This window comes from Novosphingobium sp. (genome assembly GCF_027531025.1).
Taxonomy (GTDB): domain Bacteria; phylum Pseudomonadota; class Alphaproteobacteria; order Sphingomonadales; family Sphingomonadaceae; genus Novosphingobium.
Genome location: NZ_JAPZQX010000004.1, coordinates 105,163 through 122,250 on the forward strand (window position 1 = coordinate 105,163; position 17,088 = coordinate 122,250).

General features: G+C 66.6%; 21 protein-coding genes. 12 read left to right on the forward strand and 9 right to left on the reverse strand.

Annotated elements, in window-relative coordinates; all coding sequences use genetic code 11:
* Window positions 1-23 precede the first annotated feature (23 nt).
* Together rpsT and dnaA are read left to right on the forward strand one after the other, a co-directional pair.
* Entirely contained in the window at window positions 24-284 is a 261-nt protein-coding gene (gene rpsT, locus O9281_RS07080) for a 30S ribosomal protein S20 (protein ID WP_298184090.1), read from the forward strand.
* Between the two features lie 502 nt (window positions 285-786).
* Window positions 787-2,226, forward strand: coding sequence for a chromosomal replication initiator protein DnaA (dnaA, locus tag O9281_RS07085; RefSeq protein ID WP_298184091.1), 1,440 nt, complete (start codon window positions 787-789; stop codon window positions 2,224-2,226).
* Between the two features lie 85 nt (window positions 2,227-2,311).
* Here dnaA and O9281_RS07090 read toward each other — a convergent pair whose 3' ends face one another.
* The gene (locus tag O9281_RS07090; protein WP_298184092.1) at window positions 2,312-2,866 is read right to left on the reverse strand and encodes a TetR/AcrR family transcriptional regulator; all 555 of its coding nucleotides are present in this window, start codon (window positions 2,864-2,866) and stop codon (window positions 2,312-2,314) included.
* 65 nt (window positions 2,867-2,931) lie between these two features.
* On the opposite strand from O9281_RS07090, the gene O9281_RS07095 reads away from it, so the two are divergent.
* Genes O9281_RS07095 through O9281_RS07110 form a run of 4 tightly spaced genes read left to right on the forward strand, consistent with a single transcriptional unit; the run spans window position 2,932 to window position 4,975 of the window.
* Window positions 2,932-3,315 carry a hypothetical protein gene (locus O9281_RS07095; RefSeq protein ID WP_298184093.1) on the forward strand — a complete coding sequence of 128 codons (384 nt, stop codon included), beginning with the start codon at window positions 2,932-2,934 and terminating at the stop codon, window positions 3,313-3,315.
* A gap of 15 nt (window positions 3,316-3,330) precedes the next feature.
* Window positions 3,331-3,672 carry a hypothetical protein gene (locus O9281_RS07100; protein WP_298184095.1) on the forward strand — a complete coding sequence of 114 codons (342 nt, stop codon included), beginning with the start codon at window positions 3,331-3,333 and terminating at the stop codon, window positions 3,670-3,672.
* Complete coding sequence (locus O9281_RS07105; RefSeq protein ID WP_298184097.1) at window positions 3,669-4,049, forward strand: limonene-1,2-epoxide hydrolase family protein; 381 nt, start codon at window positions 3,669-3,671, stop codon at window positions 4,047-4,049. The genes O9281_RS07100 and O9281_RS07105 overlap by 4 nt, the downstream gene beginning before the upstream one ends.
* Before the next feature lie 23 nt (window positions 4,050-4,072).
* Window positions 4,073-4,975 carry a haloalkane dehalogenase gene (locus O9281_RS07110; RefSeq protein WP_298184099.1) on the forward strand — a complete coding sequence of 301 codons (903 nt, stop codon included), beginning with the start codon at window positions 4,073-4,075 and terminating at the stop codon, window positions 4,973-4,975.
* 20 nt (window positions 4,976-4,995) lie between these two features.
* Here the strand turns inward: O9281_RS07110 and O9281_RS07115 are convergent, their stop codons facing one another.
* Window positions 4,996-5,766 (reverse strand): SDR family oxidoreductase, encoded by a 771-nt coding sequence (locus O9281_RS07115; RefSeq protein WP_298184100.1) that lies wholly within the window; start codon window positions 5,764-5,766, stop codon window positions 4,996-4,998.
* Between the two features lie 3 nt (window positions 5,767-5,769).
* On the reverse strand, window positions 5,770-7,464 hold the full coding sequence (locus tag O9281_RS07120; protein ID WP_298184102.1) for a class I adenylate-forming enzyme family protein: 1,695 nt from the start codon (window positions 7,462-7,464) through the stop codon (window positions 5,770-5,772).
* A 109-nt stretch (window positions 7,465-7,573) separates the two neighbouring features.
* Here O9281_RS07120 and O9281_RS07125 point away from each other — a divergent pair, with 109 nt between their 5' ends.
* On the forward strand, window positions 7,574-8,356 hold the full coding sequence (locus O9281_RS07125; protein WP_298184104.1) for a HesA/MoeB/ThiF family protein: 783 nt from the start codon (window positions 7,574-7,576) through the stop codon (window positions 8,354-8,356).
* Between the two features lie 50 nt (window positions 8,357-8,406).
* Here O9281_RS07125 and O9281_RS07130 read toward each other — a convergent pair whose 3' ends face one another.
* Window positions 8,407-8,703 carry a GIY-YIG nuclease family protein gene (locus tag O9281_RS07130; protein WP_298184106.1) on the reverse strand — a complete coding sequence of 99 codons (297 nt, stop codon included), beginning with the start codon at window positions 8,701-8,703 and terminating at the stop codon, window positions 8,407-8,409.
* 61 nt (window positions 8,704-8,764) lie between these two features.
* On the reverse strand, window positions 8,765-9,463 hold the full coding sequence (locus O9281_RS07135) for an NAD-dependent deacylase (protein WP_298184109.1): 699 nt from the start codon (window positions 9,461-9,463) through the stop codon (window positions 8,765-8,767).
* Between the two features lie 35 nt (window positions 9,464-9,498).
* On the opposite strand from O9281_RS07135, the gene dapB reads away from it, so the two are divergent.
* Genes dapB through nth form a run of 3 tightly spaced genes read left to right on the forward strand, consistent with a single transcriptional unit; the run spans window position 9,499 to window position 11,420 of the window.
* On the forward strand, window positions 9,499-10,227 hold the full coding sequence (gene dapB / locus O9281_RS07140) for a 4-hydroxy-tetrahydrodipicolinate reductase (protein WP_298184110.1): 729 nt from the start codon (window positions 9,499-9,501) through the stop codon (window positions 10,225-10,227).
* Entirely contained in the window at window positions 10,224-10,748 is a 525-nt protein-coding gene (locus O9281_RS07145; RefSeq protein WP_298184112.1) for a hypothetical protein, read from the forward strand. The genes dapB and O9281_RS07145 overlap by 4 nt, the downstream gene beginning before the upstream one ends.
* 12 nt (window positions 10,749-10,760) lie before the next feature.
* A complete protein-coding gene (gene nth / locus O9281_RS07150) occupies window positions 10,761-11,420 on the forward strand; it encodes an endonuclease III (RefSeq protein WP_298184113.1) in 660 nt (219 codons plus the stop codon).
* A 108-nt stretch (window positions 11,421-11,528) separates the two neighbouring features.
* Here the strand turns inward: nth and O9281_RS07155 are convergent, their stop codons facing one another.
* The 4 genes from O9281_RS07155 to O9281_RS07170 all read right to left on the reverse strand — a co-directional run bounded on the left by O9281_RS07155 (window position 11,529) and on the right by O9281_RS07170 (window position 15,587).
* A complete protein-coding gene (locus O9281_RS07155) occupies window positions 11,529-12,860 on the reverse strand; it encodes a dicarboxylate/amino acid:cation symporter (protein WP_298184115.1) in 1,332 nt (443 codons plus the stop codon).
* A gap of 68 nt (window positions 12,861-12,928) precedes the next feature.
* Complete coding sequence (gene dapE, locus O9281_RS07160) at window positions 12,929-14,062, reverse strand: succinyl-diaminopimelate desuccinylase (RefSeq protein WP_298184117.1); 1,134 nt, start codon at window positions 14,060-14,062, stop codon at window positions 12,929-12,931.
* A complete protein-coding gene (locus tag O9281_RS07165; protein ID WP_298184119.1) occupies window positions 14,059-14,943 on the reverse strand; it encodes a S1/P1 nuclease in 885 nt (294 codons plus the stop codon). The genes dapE and O9281_RS07165 overlap by 4 nt, the downstream gene beginning before the upstream one ends.
* Window positions 14,907-15,587: a glutathione S-transferase family protein gene (locus O9281_RS07170; protein ID WP_298184121.1), complete on the reverse strand. Its 681-nt coding sequence runs from the start codon at window positions 15,585-15,587 to the stop codon at window positions 14,907-14,909. Before O9281_RS07170 ends, O9281_RS07165 begins: the two co-directional genes overlap by 37 nt.
* A gap of 61 nt (window positions 15,588-15,648) precedes the next feature.
* On the opposite strand from O9281_RS07170, the gene O9281_RS07175 reads away from it, so the two are divergent.
* Window positions 15,649-16,599: a rhodanese-related sulfurtransferase gene (locus tag O9281_RS07175; RefSeq protein WP_298184124.1), complete on the forward strand. Its 951-nt coding sequence runs from the start codon at window positions 15,649-15,651 to the stop codon at window positions 16,597-16,599.
* Entirely contained in the window at window positions 16,599-17,021 is a 423-nt protein-coding gene (locus tag O9281_RS07180) for a VOC family protein (protein ID WP_298184126.1), read from the forward strand. Before O9281_RS07175 ends, O9281_RS07180 begins: the two co-directional genes overlap by 1 nt.
* Window positions 17,022-17,088 lie beyond the last annotated feature (67 nt).

A 17,088-nucleotide genomic window follows, 5' to 3' on the forward strand; every position in this document is an offset into this window, starting at 1 on the left:
CTGAACGATATTCAAGGACGAACATGGCCAATACGCCGCAAGCCAAGAAGCGCATCCGCCGCAACGAACGCCGGGCAGAAATCAACGGCAACCGCCTGGGTCGCATCCGCACCTTCGTGAAGAAGGTTGAGGCTGCGCTGGCCGGTGGGGACAAGGCTGCTGCTGCCGAAGCGTTGCAGGCTGCCCAGCCGGAACTGGCCCGCGGCGTGGCCCGCGGCGTGCTCCACAAGAACACTGCCTCGCGCAAGCTGTCGCGTCTCACGAAGCGCGTCGCCGCGCTCTGATTCGCGCGTCCGGCGGCCTGTCTTGGGCCAGCCAGCGGGACGAAAACAGAACGTTCTCCTGCAATCGGCCGACGGGTTTCCTGTCGGCCGATTTCGCATGGGCCGAACCTGACCCTGCTGCATTGCGGCAATGTCAGGAAATCCCGCGATTCGGTTGTAGTAATTCAAGGAAATGTAACCTTAACAAGGCCTTGCACGCGATCGACGGGATTGTGGCAGGTCCCACAGAGTCAAGGCCATTTATTTCACTTTTTTTGCAGTCGGCGCCTTGCTCTGGCCGGTGGGCGGGGCATAACTAGCGACAAGCCCGGCGCGAGAATCGCCTCGGGACTTGCAAACAGAATTGAATGACGGCGCCGGCAATTTGGGGGTCGGCGACCGGGTTCCTTGTGTCAAATGCGGCATGGGGTGGGGTAGTTTTTTGGGGGCCGCAGGGGTGTCGGGACCGAACATGAACAATTCGCGCGGATCCGCCGCGCATGGCGGAGCAGACGTAGAGCGCATGCAACAAGAACAAGAAGCGCTCGATCTTGCCGCCGACTGGGCTGACATCAGTCAGGGCCTGCGCAAGGACCTGGGGCATCAGCTGCACAGCCAGTGGATCAAGCCGATCCAGCTCGGCTCCTTCTGCAAGGAGACCGGGACACTTGACCTGTTCCTGCCGACGGAGTTCTCGGCCAACTGGGTCGCGGACCGCTTTGCCGACCGGCTTTCGCTGGCCTGGAAGATTGCCCGGCCCGATATCCGCAACGTGCGGATCGCGGTGCTGCCCGGTCGCCGGGCGATGCCGGGCCTGCGCCTTGGCCGCGAGGACGGCCGCCGCGCCGCCAATGATGGTGTGCAGCTGGCCCAGCCGGGCGATGCCCTGGGCATGGGCAATGCCGATTTCGGCGGGATCGGTGGGGGCGGCATCGGTGGCCCGGTCGGGCTTGACCCCTCGCTGACCTTCGCCAGCTTCGTGACCGGCGCCGCCAATGTGCTCGCCAGCAATGCCGCGCAGCGCATGGCGGCCACTGAAACGCCGCAGTTTGCGCCGCTCTATCTCAAGGCGGCGACTGGCCAGGGCAAGACCCACCTGCTGCACTCGATCGGCCATGCCTATCTGGCCAATCATCCGCGGGCGCGTATCTTCTACTGCTCGGCCGAGCGCTTCATGGTCGAATTCGTCCAGGCGCTCCGCCAGAACCAGACGATCGAATTCAAGGCCCGGCTGCGCGGCTTCGACCTGCTGCTGGTGGACGATATCCAGTTCATCATCGGCAAGGCCAGCGCCCAGGAAGAACTGCTCTACACGATCGATGCCCTGCTGGCCGAAGGCAAGCGGCTGGTCTTCGCCGCCGACCGTGCGCCCCAGGCGCTCGACGGGGTGGAACAGCGCCTGCTCTCGCGCCTCAGCATGGGCCTGGTCGCGGACATCCAGCCGGCCGATATCGAACTGCGCCGCGCGATCCTGGAACACCGGCTGCAGCGTTTCGCGCCCAGCCACGTGCCGGGTGATGTGGTCGAATTCCTCGCCCGCACGATCAACCGCAACGTACGCGAACTGGTTGGCGGCCTCAACAAGCTGATCGCCTACGCCCAGCTGACCGGCCAGGCCGTGTCGCTCCAGCTGGCCGAGGAACAGCTGACCGATATCCTCTCGGCCAACCGCCGCCGCATCACGATCGACGAGATCCAGCGCACTGTCTGCCAGTTCTACCGGGTCGACCGGACCGAAATGGCATCGAAGCGCCGGGCCCGCGCCGTGGTGCGTCCGCGCCAGGTGGCGATGTACCTCGCCAAGGTGCTGACGCCGCGCTCCTATCCGGAAATCGGCCGCAAGTTCGGCGGGCGCGATCACTCGACCGTGATCCACGCTGTGCGCCTGATCGAGGACCTGCGCACCCGCGATGCCGATATGGACGGCGATGTGCGCAGCCTGCTGCGCCAGCTGGAAAGCTGAGCCTCTTCCGCCGCGTATGAACTGATAATCCGCTACCCTGTGCACAGGCTTGTGCACAGGGTTGGCGGTCTTGTGCTGCGCGGGTTCAGTCGGCCAGCAGGCCCGACAGTGCCGCCGCCATGCGCGGGGCGATCTCGTCCTCGCTGCAGATATCGACCAGGGCCAGCCCGTCGATTACCGCGATGATCGCGGCGGCCGTGCCTTCGCGATCTGCGCCAGCAGGCAGATCGAGCCGGGCATCGACCCATTGCCGGAAGCCCGCCATGACCTGGGCGACGATGGCGGGGAAGGGGGCCTCGCCGCGCGCGGCGGCGGCCACCACTTCCACCCATAGCCGCATGAAGCGGCGCATTTCGGGCCCGGTGGTGAATTCGGCCGCGCGGCGCACGAGCTCGGCGGGCTTCAGCGGCGCGCCATCGGGGATCGCCACGGCCAGCCGCATGGCCAGCTCGCCCGCCACCCGCGCCATCACCGCGGCCAGCACCTCGGCCTTGTCGGCAAAGTAATAGAGCAGCATCCGGTCGCTCACCCCGGCCGCCTGGGCCAGCTGGCGCAGACTGGTGCGCGCGAGGCCATGCTCGAGCAGGTGCCCGGCCAGCCGTTCGACCACCACTTCGCGCTGTGTGTCCCTGACGCTCATTTCGCCCTTGTAGCACTCATTACATTCAGATACCATGTAGCAGTTGCTACAAGGAGTCGCCGCCGATGACTTCTCTCTATCCGATTCTGCCGGTGGCCGCGCTGGTGCTGTTCGTCCTGACCACAGTTGGTGAAGGCCTGCGCCCTTCGCGGGGCTGGCTCTTTGCCGGCCTGATCTGCGCCCTGTTCGCCGCCTTCTCGCTTTACGCCGTGGCAAGCGAGGGTCCGTTCGGCTTCTGGCCCAACCACACCCAGAACGCCTGGGGCAACCAGGTCTGGTTCGATCTGCTGATCGCCATTGCCATCGGCTGGACCCTGCTGCTGCCCCGCGCGCGGGCGGTGGGGATGAACCCGTGGCCCTGGCTGGCGCTCATCTGCACCACCGGCTGCATCGGCCTCGCTGCCATGTTCGCGCGCTGCCGCTACCTTGAAACCCGCCAGACCAATTGAAAAAGGAGCCAGACCATGACCCTGTTTCGCCTGTTCCTCGCCACCTGCCTGGTTGCGATCGTGGCCTATACTTCGGTGACCATCACCAACCACGGCTTCAACCTGCTGCCCGTCTTTTTCGGCGACATGGCCGAAATGGGCTGGCCGGGTCAGTTCAACCTCGATTTCATGTGCTTCCTCGCCCTCTCGGCGATCTGGGTGGCCTGGCGCCACCAGTTCAGCGCGGGTGGCCTGGGGCTGGCCGTGCTGGCCTTCTTTGGCGGGATGCTGTTCCTGTCGATCTACCTGCTGCTCCACATCCAGCGGACAGGCGGCGACATCAAGGTGCTGCTGCTGGGTGAGGGGCGCGCCGCATGAGCGCGATGCCCGGCGAGATCGCCCGGGCCTTCCTCAAGGCGATGGAGCGGCTCGACTATGATCGGGCGACCGCGCTGGTTGCGCCCGATTGCACTTACACCAATCCCCCACCGATAGGCACGGTGCGCGGGCCGCAAGGCATTCGCGCTGTCCTTGAACCGTTCTTTGCCCCGACGCTGGAAAACGAATTCCGGATCCTGCGGTCAGCCGAGAACGGCCCGGTGGTGATCCTTGAGCGGCTCGACCGGCACCGGCTGGCGGACAAATGGGTCGAACTGCCGGTGACCGGCGTGTTCGAGGTCCACGATGGCCTGATCACCTATTGGCGCGACTATTTCGATGCCGCGACGATCCTGTCACAGTGGCCGGGCCGGTAAACGCGATCAGGGGGATTCGCAGAATGTCGACCATCGCAGCCCTGCGGACACCGGATGACCGCTTCGCCAACCTGCCGGGCTATGCCTTTGAGCCGCACTACCGCGACGACCTGACCGGATACGAAGGTCTGCGAGTCCATTACCTTGATGAAGGTCCGCGCGATGCGGCGGTGACCTTCCTGTGCCTGCATGGCCAGCCGGCCTGGTCCTATCTCTATCGCAAGATGATCCCGGTCTTTGCCGCGGCAGGCCACCGGGTCATTGCGCCGGACCTGCTTGGCTTCGGGCGCTCGGACAAGCCGGTCGATGAGGCGGTCTATACCTTCGATTTCCATCGCGGCATGCTGCGCGCCTTCATCGCCGCGCTCGATCTGCGTAACATTGCCCTGGTCTGCCAGGATTGGGGCGGGATCCTGGGCCTGACCATTCCGCCCGAGATGCCCGATCGGTTCACCCGCCTGCTGGTGATGAACACCACGATCCCGGTCGGCGAGCCGGTGAGCGAGGGGTTCGATCGCTGGCGCACGTTCAATCGCGGCCAGCCCGATCTAGATATTGCTGGCCTGTTCCGGCGCAGCCAGCCCGACCTGTCGGCGGAGGAAGCCGAGGCCTATGCGGCGCCGTTTCCCGATGCCCGCTTCAAGGCCGGGGTGCGGCGCTTCCCCGAACTGGTGATGACCGATCCCGGCATGCCCGGCATTGCCGAGGCGCGGCGGGCCCGCGACTGGTGGCGCAACGAATGGCGCGGGGCGACCTTCATGGCCGTGGGGATGGCCGATCCGGTGCTCGGGCCCGATGTCATGGCTACCCTGCGGGGCTGGATAAACGGCTGCCCACCACCGCTCGAAGTGGCTGATGGCGGCCATTTCGTGCAGGAGAAGGGCGGGCCGATCGCCCGCGCTGCCCTGGCCGCTTTCGCGCTCTGACCGCCGCCCCCGCCGCCGCGTCAGGCCGAAAGGCCGCCGTCGACGATCAGCTCGCTGCCCGTGGTAAAGGCGGCCCGGTCACTGGCCAGGAACACCACGGCATCGGCCACGTTCTGCGGCTCGCCCAGGTGGCCCAGCGGGTGCATGGCCGAAACACTGGCCATGACCTCGTTATTGCCCACGCCCTGCGCGGCGGCGAAATCGTCGATCAGGTGGCGGCCCATGTCGGTATCGATCACGCCGGGGTGGACCGAATTGACCCGGATGCGCGCCGCGGCCAGTTCCTTGGCGCAGCCCTTGGTGAACAGGCGGACCGCCCCCTTGGTGCTGTTGTAGCAGGTCGCCCCGGCTGCCCCTTCGATCCCCGCCACGGATGACAGGTTCACGATCGCCGTGCCGCCCCGCCAGAGATAGGCGCGCTCGGCCAGCAGCGGCGCGGCAGCGCGCGTCCCCAGGAACACCCCTTCGACATTGACCGCGTGGAGCCGCCGCCAATCATCCAGGGTGGTGGCCAGGATCGGCTTGAACAGCCACAGCCCGGCATTGTTGACCAGCACGTCGAGCCCGCCCGTCTCGGCGCGCAGCCAGTCCATCGTCATCTCCCAGTCGGATTCGCTGGTCACGTCCTGGGCGCGGGCGATCCCGCCGATCTCGGTTGCCAGTTCGGTGGGGGCGACCAGATCGGTCACCGCCACTTTCGCTCCCGCCGCAGCCAATGCCCGCGCGGTGGCGGCACCCAGGCCTTTGCCCGCTCCGGTGACGAGAGCGATCCGTCCATCAAGGTCAGCCATCGGTCACGCTCCCACTGGTTGCTGGAACAGCTGCTCGCGCAGTTCGCGCCGCAGGAACTTGCCACTGGCGTTGCGTGGCAGCGCCTGGTCCATGAACCAGACGTAGCGTGGCACCTTGTGCTTCGCCATGACCGTGGCGCAATGCGCCTTGAGGCCCGCTTCATCCAGGCTTTCGCCCGGCTTCAGCACCACAGCCACGGCCACTTCCTCGCCCAGCCGCTCGTCCGGCACGCCGAAGACGCAGCATTCGGCCACGGCCGGATGGCGATAGATCCCGGCCTCGACCTCGGTGCAATAGACGTTCTCGCCCCCGCGCAGGACCATGTCCTTCTTGCGGTCGACGATATAGATGAACCCGTCCTCGTCGATCCGGGCGATATCGCCGGTGTGCAGCCAGCCGTCGGTGATCGCGGCCGCAGTGGCTTCGGGCCGGTTGAGGTAGCCCTTGATGACTGAAGAGCCCTTGACCCACAGTTCGCCGACCTGGCCCTGCGGCACTTCGTTGCCATCGTCATCGACGCATTTGGCATCGAAATTGGGCATGGCCGGGCCTGCGCTGTCGGGCCGGTCGACGAAGAAATCGCCGCCCACCGAGGTGATGATCCCGCAGGTTTCGGTCATCCCATAGCCGGTCGATGGGCGGGCCGAGGGGATCTTCTGATCGATCGCGCCAACCTGATCCGGCGGCACCTGCGCCCCGCCGCCCGACATGTTGAGCAAGGTGGAGGTATCGTACTTGTCGAAATCGGGGTGGTTGATCAGTTCGCGCGCCATCACCGGCACGCCGGACAGGCCGTTGCAGCGTTCCGCCTCGATCAGCTTCAGCGCCTCGCCCGCCTCCCAGCGGTACATCAGCACCATCTTCCCGCCCTGGGCTGTGGCGGCATAGGCGGCGCAATTGTTGGCGGTGACGTGGAACAGCGGGGTGGTGACCAGCGTCGCGGGGATCGGCGGTTCGGCCGGGATTGCCGCGCCGCCGCCCCGCTCGGTCGCCATGCCGCTCGACATGCCGGCATAGAGCAGGTTCATCAGGTTGGAGACGCAGCCCCGGTGGGTCAGCTGCGCGCCCTTGGGGTGGCCGGTGGTGCCGCTGGTGTAGAAGATGCAGGCGTCGGCATCGGGATCGACATTGACTTCGGGCATGGCGCCGGGGTGGGCGATCACATCGGCCCAGGCAATCTGGCCGGGGGCGGGATCGGTCCGCACGGCAATGGTCGGCACCTTGGCGGCGGGACAGGTGCATTCGGCCAGGCGCGCAAGCCGTTCGGCATCGGCGAAGATTGCCTTGGGCGTCGAATCGGTCAGCGCATAGTCCAGCTCCTCGCCGGTCCACCAGGCATTGGTGCCGACGGCGGCCACGCCCAGGCATAGGCAGGCCCAGTAGATGATCATCCATTCCGGGTAATTGCGCATGGCGATCGCCACCCGGTCTCCCGGCCGCACGCCCTGGTCCCACAGCCAGGCGGCCACGGCGCGGACCTGGTCATGCGCCTGGGCGTACGTGATCCGCTCACCCTCGTAGATCAGGTAATCGCGCGGACCGAACACGGCGGTCGACAGCCAGAAGGCGCGGGCATTGGGCGGGGCGTTCTTGTAGACCTTCAGCACCTGGCCCAGCACTTCGGCCTCAACGATTTCGAAGGGGCCACCAGGGCCGGTCAGTTCCTCGCGTACCTGGCGCAACTGTGCGTAATGCATGCCTCATCCCATGGTTGTTCTTAATTGCCCGATTAGGTGCCGTATCGCGGGGGCAGGGGCAAGAGACTTCCTTTGCCGCATCGCCCAAACGCCCTTAAGAGACGCCGCGATGAGCCTTTCGCCCGACCGCCTTGATCGCTTTGCCCGCCATATCGTGCTGCCCGAGCTGGGCGGGGCCGGGCAGGTGGCGCTAAGCGGCGCGCATGTGACGCTGGTGGGCTGCGGCGGGATCGGTTCACCTGCGCTGCAATACCTTGCGGGGGCGGGCGTGGGTCGGCTGACCCTGATCGACAGCGACGTGGTCGACGTGACCAATCTGCAGCGCCAGACCATCTATGGCGAGGCCGACCTTGGCAGGCCCAAGGCCGAGGCCGCGGCCGACTGGGTGCGCCGGTTCGACAGTGCGATCGAGGTGCGCGCGGTCACGGGGAGGTTGGGGGGCAATGCGGCCGCGCAGCACCTCGAAGGCGCGACCCTTGTGCTCGACGGGTGTGACAACTTCGCGACACGGCTGGCGGTTTCCGATGCCTGTGTCCAGCTGGGGATCCCGCTGACCAGTGCGGCACTGGGCCGGTTCCAGGGCCAGGTGGCAAATTTTGCCGGGCACCTGCCGGGGGAGAGCTGCTATCGCTGTTTCGTGGGCGATGCTTTCGATTCAGACGATTGCGACACCTGCGCCGCCGACGGGGTGCTGGGGGCCATGGCCGGGTGGATCGGCACTTTTGCCGCAATGCACGCCGTGCGGGTGCTGGTCCACGGCCACGCCGCGCTGGGCGATCCGCAATGGGGCAAGCTGCACCTGCTTGACGGGCTGACGCCTTCGCTCAGGACCATGCGGATCGTCAAAGACGCAGAGTGTCGGGGCTGTTCGTCCAGCCAGACTGTTGATTGATTCCCTTGTCATTCCCGCGAAAGCGGGAACCCATGGCCCGACACCTGCCATCAGGCGAGATGCAGATCGAACCACAGGTCGCGCCACTCGGGATTGCCGCGCTCTATCAGCTCGATCTTCCAGGCCCTGCGCCACTTCTTCATCGCCTTCTCGCGGGCCAGCGCCTCGTTCACATCGTTGAATTCCTCGGCATAGACCAGGCGGGTAACGCGATATCTGCTGGTAAAGCCGGGCAGCCGACCTTCGCGGTGTTCGGCGACCCGCTCGGCCAACCTGCCGGTTACGCCGATGTAGAGCGTGCCGCGGGCCTGGCTCGCCAGAATGTAGACCCAGTAGCCTCTGGGCACGATCAGGCCATGGGTCCCCGCTTTCGCGGGGATGACAAGCAGGCGGGGAGGATTGCGGGCTTCAACCTAGCACTTCCGCCACCCAGGCGGGGACGACCTCGCTGGCCGGGCCGAGCCGGGTCTCGTGGAACCAGTCCGACCCCTGGCTGCGCTCCAGGTTGAGCTCCAGCGTGCTGATACCGAGGTCTCGCGCATTGCGGACTAGCCCCGCAGCGGGATAGACCGCGCCCGAGGTGCCGATCGAGACGAACAGGTCCGCCTCGCGCAGGGCGGCGTAGATCTCCCCCATGCGGTAGGGCATTTCCCCAAACCAGACGACATCGGGCCGCAGGGTGCGGGCCTGGCAGACCGGACAGGGCGGCCGCTCGATCAGCGGCCCGCGCCAGTGGGAACGGACATCGCAGCTGGTGCACCAGGCCTTGAGGTGCTCGCCATGCATGTGCAGCACCCGCCGCGCCCCCGCGCGGGTGTGGAGATCGTCGACGTTCTGGGTGACGATCAGCAGCCCGCCCTTCCAGTTCGCGTCCAGCTCGGCCAGGGCGAAGTGCGCCGGGTTGGGCAGCTTTTCCTGAATGGCGGCGCGGCGCATGTCGTAGAAGCGCAGCACCAGGTTCGGATCGCGGGCAAAGGCTTCGGGCGTGGCGACATCCTCCACCCGGTGCTGTTCCCATAGGCCCCCGGCGGAGCGGAAGGTATCGATCCCGCTTTCGGCGGAAATGCCCGCGCCGGTCAGGATCACGATGTTGCGGATTTGGCCCATGTCGCCCATGAAGCACGCCAGCACTGGGGATCGCAATGGCAAGAATCGGCATTATCGGCAGCGCGGGACGCATGGGGCAGGCACTGGTCGAGGCGATCGCCGCTGCGGGCGAGCAACTGGCGGGCGGTGTCGACAAGGGCGATGACCTGGCGGCGCTGGCGGCGACCAGCGACGTCCTGCTCGATTTCTCCTCCCCTGCCGCGCTCGAAGGCAATCTGGACGTGGCGATGGCCGCGGGCGTGCCGATCGTGGTCGGCACCACCGGGCTGGAAGAACGCCACCACTGGCTGTGCGATAGTGCGGCAGAGCGGATCGCGGTGCTGCAGACCGGCAATACCTCGCTTGGCGTGACCCTGCTTGCTCACCTGGTGCGCGAGGCGGCGAGCCGGCTGGGCGAGGACTGGGATATCGAGATTGCCGAAACTCACCACCGGATGAAGGTCGATGCGCCTTCGGGCACGGCGCTGCTGCTCGGCGCGGCGGCGGCGGCGGGGCGCGGGATCGAACTTGGCAGCCATGCCGAACGCGGGCGCGACGGGATCACCGGCGCGCGCGGGACCGGCGCGATCGGCTTTGCCAGCTTGCGCGGCGGATCGGTGGCGGGCGATCACACCGTTCATTTCCTCGGCGCGGACGAGCGGCTGGCGCTGACGCACCTGGCGGAAAACCGCAGCATCTTTGCCAAGGGTGCGGTGCGGGCGGCGCAGTGGCTGATCGGCCAGCCCGCCGGGCGTTACGGCATGGGTGAGGTGCTGGGGCTATGATCGGGCCGGATGCCGTGGCGCAATGCCGCTGGCTTGAGCCCGGCGGGACTGAAGCGGCGCAGGCGATCTGTGCCTTCTTGCAGGCGATCGGGATCGAAGTGCGGATCGCGCCGATTGCCGAGCGGACCTTCGTGCCGGGGATGGATGTGCACCAGGGCTACCTGCGGATCGATCCCGCCGTGGCGGCCTATCCCGGAGACCTGCTGCACGAGGCCGGCCATATCGCCGTGATCGAGCAGCCGCGCCGCGCCGCGGTGAGCGATGTCGGCACCGATCCGGCCGAGGAAATGGCGGCGATCGCCTGGTCAGTGGCAGCGGCGCGGGCCTGCGGCGTGCCCTTGCCGGTGCTGTTCCATCCAGCGGGCTATTGCGGGGGATCGCAGGCCATGATCGATGCCTTCGAGGGCACCGGCTCGGTCGGCACGCCGCTGCTGGCCTGGTGGGGCATGACCGTGGCTCCGAATCCCGGCAGCGGCCCGGTCCCGGGCGCTTTCCCGGCCATGTCGCGCTGGCTGCGCTGAGCGGACCGAGCGATGAAGCGCGAGGCGATCTTCGAATTCTTTCGCCGCCTGGCCGAGGATAACCCCTCGCCCGTGACCGAGCTGGAGTTCGGCAATACCTATCAGCTGCTGGTGGCGGTGGTGCTATCTGCCCAGGCAACCGACGTGGGTGTCAACAAGGCCACCCGCCGCCTGTTCGAACAGGTGAAGACCCCGCAGGCGATGATCGACCTGGGCGAGGAGGGGCTGAAGCAGCACATCAAGACGATCGGCCTGTTCAATGCCAAGGCCAGGAACGTGATCGCCCTGTCCGAAATCCTGGTGCGCGATTTCGGCGGGGAAGTGCCGGCTGATCGCGACGTGCTGACCAGCCTGCCCGGCGTCGGCCGCAAGACCGCCAACGTGGTGATGAACTGCGCCTTCGGGGCCGAGACCTTTGCGGTCGATACCCACATCTTCCGCGTCGGCAACCGCACGGGCCTTGCCAAGGGCAAGACCGTACTGGCGGTCGAAAAGGCGCTGGAGAAGAAGGTGCCCCAGCCCTTCCGGGTCGGCGCGCACCACTGGCTGATCCTTCACGGCCGCTACATCTGCAAGGCGCGCACGCCTGAATGCTGGCGCTGCCCGGTGGCCGACCTGTGCGGCTACAAGCCGAAGACCCTGGCCCCGAAGGGCAAGGCGAAGATCGCTTAGCTGTCCCGTCGCAGTATTGTCATCCCCGCGAAGGCGGGGACCCATGGCGCAAGGACAGACCATGGGTCCCCGCTTTTGCGGGGATGACACACGAATGGGATCGAGCGCCTACTTGCGCTCGTCCTCGAAGTTCGACGGATCGAGCTCCAGCCCGGCCCGGCCATCGGCGGCGGTATGGGCCGGGGCGTGGGGATGCTCGACGAACTCCGGCTCGGGCGCCTCCAGCATGCCTTCCCACTTGGTGATGACCGAGGTTGCCACGGCATTACCGACCACGTTGGTGGCGGTGCGGCCCATGTCGAGGAACTGGTCGATCGCCAGGATGATCGCCACGCCTTCCACCGGCAAGCCGAACATGGCGAGCGTGCCGGTGATCACCACAAGGCTGGCGCGCGGCACGGCGGCCACGCCCTTGGAACTGATCATCAGCGTCAGCAGGATCGCGATCTGCGTGCCGATCGACAGGTCGATGCCATAGGCCTGGGCGATGAAGATCGTCGCGAAGCTCATGTACATCATCGAGCCGTCGAGATTGAAGGAGTAACCCAGCGGCAGCATGAAGCCCGAGATGCGCCGCGGCACGCCGAACCGGTCGAGCTGTTCGAACAGCTTGGGCAGGGCCGCCTCGCTCGACGCGGTCGAGAAGGCGATCATCATCGGTTCGCGGATATAGCGGATCAGCGTCCAGATCCGCCGCCCGAGGAAGATCCCGCCGATCGTCAGCAGGATGAGCCACAGCAGCGCCAGGGAGAAGTAGAATTCGGTTACCAGCTCGACATAAGTGCCCAGGATGCCAAGCCCGCTGACCGCAACGACCTTGGCGAGCGCACCGAACACCGCGACCGGGGCATAGCGCATGACATAGCCGGTCACCTGCAGCATCATTTCGGCCAGGGCGTCGGCCCCGCGCACCAGCGCCGCGCCTTTTTCGCCGATCGCGGACAGAGCGACCCCGGCAAACAGCGAGAAGACAAGGATCTGGAGGATGTTGTTGGTCGCCAACGCCTCGATAGCGTTCTTGGGGAAGACCGAGAGGATGAATTCGGTGGCCTTCAGTTCCTTGACCTCACCCACGGCGGCGGCTGCTGCGGCCGCGTCGGGGATCGGCGCGCCGACACCGGGCTGGAACAGATTGACCATCACCAGGCCGAGACCGATCGAGATCAGGCTGGCAATGATGAACCACGCAATCGAGCGGAACCCGATCCGGCCAAGGGCAGCACTGTCACCCATGTTGGCGATCCCGACAACGATGGTTGAAAGCACCAGCGGCGCGACCAGCATCTTGATCAGGTTGAGGAAGATATCGGACAGCAGCTTGAGCCAGGGCACCACCTGGTCCTTGACCACGCTCGGCGCGACCTGGGTGTAGAGCAGCTGACCGACGACGACGCCAAGCACCATGCCGATCAGGATGTAGATTGTCAGGCGCCGATCCATGGCAGTGCGTCCCCAATAACTTAGTTCTGGCCTGGCGCTTGCCTAACAGGCCGCAAGGCTGCCCGCAATCAGCCCGCCAGCGCGTCCTGTGCAATGCGGGCATAGATCCGTGCGAGCACCTCGAGGTCGGCCACGGCCACGGCCTCGTCGCGTTTGTGCATCGTTGCGTTGCACAGGCCGAACTCGATCACCGGGCAGAGCGCCTTCAGGAACCGCGCATCGCTGGTCCCGCCGGTGGTGCTGGCTTCGGGCGTGATACCGGTCTCAGCCTCGACCGCGCGGGCGACCATGGCCGAAAAATCGCCGGGCGGGGTCAGGAAGGCTTCGCCGGAAATCACCGCACGGGCGCTGCCGCCATGCTTTTCGGCAATCGCGCTGACCATGTCGGCCAGGCCTTGTCCGCTGTGCAGGTCGTTGAAGCGGATCGACAGGCGGGCATGGGCGCGGGCCGGGATCACATTGGTGGCCGGGTTGCCGACGGTGATGTCGGTGATTTCGAGGTTCGATGGCTGGAACCAGTCGGTCCCCTCGTCCAGCACCAGCGCGTTCAGTTCGGCCAGCATGTTGACCAGCGGCCCGATCGGGTTGTTGGCAAGGTGCGGATAGGCCACGTGGCCTTCGCCGCCCTCGACCGTCAGCCAGATGTTGACCGAACCGCGCCGCCCGATCTTCATCATGTCGCCCAGCCGGTGCACAGAGGTCGGCTCGCCCACCAGGATCAGGTCGGGGATCGCTGCCACCGCGCGCATATGCTCGATCAGCGGCACGGTGCCGAAGCGGGCCGGGCCTTCCTCGTCCCCGGTGATGATGAAGCTGATCGTCCCGGCCTCGGCCGGAATCGCCGCCACCGCCGCGACCATCGCCGCGATCGAGCCCTTCATGTCGACCGCGCCGCGGCCATAGAGCAGATCGCCCCGAACCTCGGGGGCAAAGGCCCCCGCGGTCCAGCCTTCGCCCGGCGGGACCACGTCAAGGTGCCCGGCGAAGCCGAAATGGCGACTGCCTTCGGGGCCCTTGCGAATGGCGAACAGGTTCTCGACCGGCCCATCGGGCGCTTCACCGGCCAGGAAGCGATGGACGGCAAAGCCCAGCGGGGCGAGCTGCTGTTCCAGGCAATCGAACACCATGCCCGTTGCGGGCGTCACGCTGGGACAGGCAATCAGCGCTTCAGCCAGCGGCAGGACGGGGGGCAGGTCGCTCACTGGCCCAGCGCCTCGTCCAGCAGGCGGGCCAGCCGCAGTCCGGCCTGGCTGATCCGCTGTTGCAGCGTGGGAATGCTGGCCTCGATATCCTCGTCGGTCCAGACCACTTCCTTCGGCGTTTCGCCGCCTTCGCAGGGATCGCGGTCAAAGGCCTTGGTATAGACCAGCTTGCGGGCCAGCTCCCAGCTTTCGCGGCCCCAGTCGGCCGTGGTGCCGCCATTCAGGGCGGCGCGCTCTTCGGGGGTATAGCGGCGGATCAGCGGCGGCACGGCGGAGGTGACGCCGCGTTCGGCCATCGGCCCGTCCCAGATCGAATGGAGGTTGCGGCCGGGCGCGATGCCGTATTTCGCGGCGACATCATTGCCGCCGCGATCGTCCTTGTCGCCCGAATGGAGCGGCATGTGGAGATCGCCGACGAAGTGGGTCAGCCAGGCAAGGGCCTCCAGCCGCTGGGCCTGGGGCAGGCTCTTGTCGGCGAGGATGCGGCGGTTGCGCTCGATCTGCCCGGTCACGCAGTTGCCGCCTGAACAGTTGGCGCGCGGATCATAGGGCCGGCAGACGTTCATGGTCTGATAGTGCCAGGCGAAGGAATAGCCCCAGCGCCAGCCCTCGCGCCGGATGCAGTCCGGCCAGTAGCTCGCCTCTTCCAGGCTGCGGACCCGGCAATAGGCGGTGCCCAGCCCCTTTTCGGCGCGCAGCATTTCGCGCACCGCGCGCTGCGTTTGCGGCGAGACATTGGCCCAGGCGATGCTGGCCGTTGCGTGGTGGCCAAATTCGCCCCAGGCGAGCGCCGGCCGGGCGGCCAGCGCGCCCAGTGCCGCCAGCATGATTGCCAGCCAGCGGATCAATTGCCGCCCTTCGCAGAACCAGGCTTTTCCCATTGTTCGATTACCCATTCTTCTTCCTCGGCCGCGGCCACCCAGGCCTGCAACCATTCGTGTTCCCACACCGCTTCCATATAGGCGAGGGCGAAGCCCGGCACACCTATCCCATAGGTCAAGAAGCGGCTGACGACGGGCGCATAGAAGATGTCGGCGGCGCTGAAAGTGCCGAACAGGAACGGCCCGCCCCGCCCGAACCGGGCGCGCGCCTCGGCCCACAGGGTCAGGATGCGGACGATATCCTGACGGGCTTCCTCGTCGATTTCCCAGCCCTGGACCTGGCGCCGGATGTTCATCGGGCACTGGCGGCGCAGTGCGGCATAGGACGAATGCATTTCCGCCACCATTGAGCGGGCCATGGCGCGGGCATCGTCGGCCTTGGGCCAGAACCGTTCGCGCCCCACGCGGTCGGCCAGATATTCGACGATCGCCAGGCTGTCCCAGACCACGGCATCGCCATCCCACAGCACCGGCACCTTGCCGGAAGAGGGCGCGATCTCGTCATGCTCCTTCTTCCGGTGATCCCAGTCCTCGCCATAAAGCGGGACCTGGATCTCCTCGAAGTGGAGGCCGGACTGCTTGGCCGCCAGCCAGCCGCGCAGTGACCAGCTGGAATAGTTCTTGTTGCCGATGATCAGCTTCATGGCCGCATGCGCTAGCCGTTCAGCTTGACGGTGTCGAGAATGAACGATTAGGGCCAGCCTTATGGACCCCGCCAGCCTGCCGATCTGCGTTGCGGCGCTCTACAAGTTCACGCCGTTCGCGGACCACGCTGCCCTGCGCGCGCCGCTGCTGGAGCAGTGCCGCCAGCATGGGGTGAAGGGCACGCTCTTGCTGGCGCACGAGGGGATCAACGGCACGATCGCGGGGAGCGATGCGGAGATTGCCGCCGTGCTCGATCACATTCGCAGTCTGCCGGGCTGCGCCGCGCTCGACGTGAAATTCTCGCGCGCGCCGGCCATGCCGTTCCACCGGATGAAGGTGCGGCTGAAGGCGGAAATCGTCACCATGGGACAGCCGGGGATCGACCCGCTGGCCTCGGTCGGGACTTACGTGGCCCCGGCGGACTGGAACGCGCTGATCGCCGATCCGGAGACGATCCTGATCGACACCCGCAACGATTACGAGGTGGCGATCGGCACCTTCCAGGGTGCGATCGACCCGCAGACCGCCAGCTTCCGCGACTTTCCCGACTGGTTCCGCGCCTGCCGCGATGAACTGCTGGGTCAGGGCAAGGCACCGAAAGTGGCGATGTTCTGCACCGGCGGGATCCGCTGCGAAAAGAGCACCGCCTTCCTCAAGGCCGAGGGGGTGGAGGAGGTCTATCACCTCCAGGGCGGGATCCTGAAGTATCTTGAGGACGTGCCAGCCGAGCAGAGCCGGTGGCAGGGCGAATGCTTTGTCTTCGATCAGCGGGTCAGTGTCGGGCACGGGCTGGTGCCGGGCCGCCACGCGTCGTGCCACGCCTGTCGCCGCCCGGTCAGCCCCGAGGCGCAGGCCGCGCCGGAGTATGAGGAAGGCGTCAGCTGCCCGGCCTGCTTCGGTGAACGGACCGAGGAACAGCGCGCCGGGTATCGCGAGCGCCACCGTCAGGAAATGCTTGCCGCCGCGCGCGGCCTTGCCCATGTCGGGGCGGCCATGACCGAGGAGCCGTAATGAGCCTGCGCCCCTTCCATCTCGCCTTTCCGGTTCACGACCTGGCGGCCGCGCGCAGCTTTTACGGCGGGGTGCTGGGCTGCGGCGAGGGGCGCTCCTCCGACGAATGGATCGATTTCGATTTCTTCGGCCACCAGTTGGTCGCACACCTCGCCCCGGCCAATGCGGGGCGCGATGCGGCGCGCAACCATGTCGATGGCCACGGCGTGCCGGTGCCGCATTTCGGCGTAGTCCTGACACTGGAGGATTTCGACGCGCTGGCCGGGCGGATGCGCGAAGCGGGCGTCAGCTTCGAGATCGAGCCCTATACCCGCTTCAAGGGCCAGCCGGGCGAGCAATCGACGATGTTCTTCCGCGATCCCAGCGGCAATGCCATCGAGATCAAGGCATTTGCCAGCCTCGATCAATTGTTTGCGCGCTAATCGCTTCAAAATAAGGGCATTGCCGCCGCCCCCCTCTCATGCCTAGACTGCGCTCCCCAAGGGAGGT

Excerpts from the sequence above, each read along its gene's own strand:
- O9281_RS07110 (WP_298184099.1), top strand. The coding sequence starts at position 4,073 with ATGTCGACCATCGCAGCCCTGCGGACACCGGATGACCGCTTCGCCAAC.
- O9281_RS07095 (WP_298184093.1), top strand. The coding sequence starts at position 2,932 with ATGACTTCTCTCTATCCGATTCTGCCGGTGGCCGCGCTGGTGCTGTTC.
- O9281_RS07175 (WP_298184124.1), top strand. The coding sequence starts at position 15,649 with ATGGACCCCGCCAGCCTGCCGATCTGCGTTGCGGCGCTCTACAAGTTC.
- O9281_RS07145 (WP_298184112.1), top strand. The coding sequence starts at position 10,224 with ATGATCGGGCCGGATGCCGTGGCGCAATGCCGCTGGCTTGAGCCCGGC.
- O9281_RS07135 (WP_298184109.1), bottom strand. The coding sequence starts at position 9,463 with ATGGGCCAAATCCGCAACATCGTGATCCTGACCGGCGCGGGCATTTCC.
- rpsT (WP_298184090.1), top strand. The coding sequence starts at position 24 with ATGGCCAATACGCCGCAAGCCAAGAAGCGCATCCGCCGCAACGAACGC.
- O9281_RS07165 (WP_298184119.1), bottom strand. The coding sequence starts at position 14,943 with ATGGGAAAAGCCTGGTTCTGCGAAGGGCGGCAATTGATCCGCTGGCTG.
- O9281_RS07125 (WP_298184104.1), top strand. The coding sequence starts at position 7,574 with ATGAGCCTTTCGCCCGACCGCCTTGATCGCTTTGCCCGCCATATCGTG.
- nth (WP_298184113.1), top strand. The coding sequence starts at position 10,761 with ATGAAGCGCGAGGCGATCTTCGAATTCTTTCGCCGCCTGGCCGAGGAT.
- dnaA (WP_298184091.1), top strand. The coding sequence starts at position 787 with ATGCAACAAGAACAAGAAGCGCTCGATCTTGCCGCCGACTGGGCTGAC.
- O9281_RS07120 (WP_298184102.1), bottom strand. The coding sequence starts at position 7,464 with ATGCATTACGCACAGTTGCGCCAGGTACGCGAGGAACTGACCGGCCCT.
- O9281_RS07105 (WP_298184097.1), top strand. The coding sequence starts at position 3,669 with ATGAGCGCGATGCCCGGCGAGATCGCCCGGGCCTTCCTCAAGGCGATG.
- O9281_RS07170 (WP_298184121.1), bottom strand. The coding sequence starts at position 15,587 with ATGAAGCTGATCATCGGCAACAAGAACTATTCCAGCTGGTCACTGCGC.
- dapB (WP_298184110.1), top strand. The coding sequence starts at position 9,499 with ATGGCAAGAATCGGCATTATCGGCAGCGCGGGACGCATGGGGCAGGCA.
- O9281_RS07180 (WP_298184126.1), top strand. The coding sequence starts at position 16,599 with ATGAGCCTGCGCCCCTTCCATCTCGCCTTTCCGGTTCACGACCTGGCG.
- O9281_RS07100 (WP_298184095.1), top strand. The coding sequence starts at position 3,331 with ATGACCCTGTTTCGCCTGTTCCTCGCCACCTGCCTGGTTGCGATCGTG.
- O9281_RS07155 (WP_298184115.1), bottom strand. The coding sequence starts at position 12,860 with ATGGATCGGCGCCTGACAATCTACATCCTGATCGGCATGGTGCTTGGC.
- O9281_RS07115 (WP_298184100.1), bottom strand. The coding sequence starts at position 5,766 with ATGGCTGACCTTGATGGACGGATCGCTCTCGTCACCGGAGCGGGCAAA.
- O9281_RS07090 (WP_298184092.1), bottom strand. The coding sequence starts at position 2,866 with ATGAGCGTCAGGGACACACAGCGCGAAGTGGTGGTCGAACGGCTGGCC.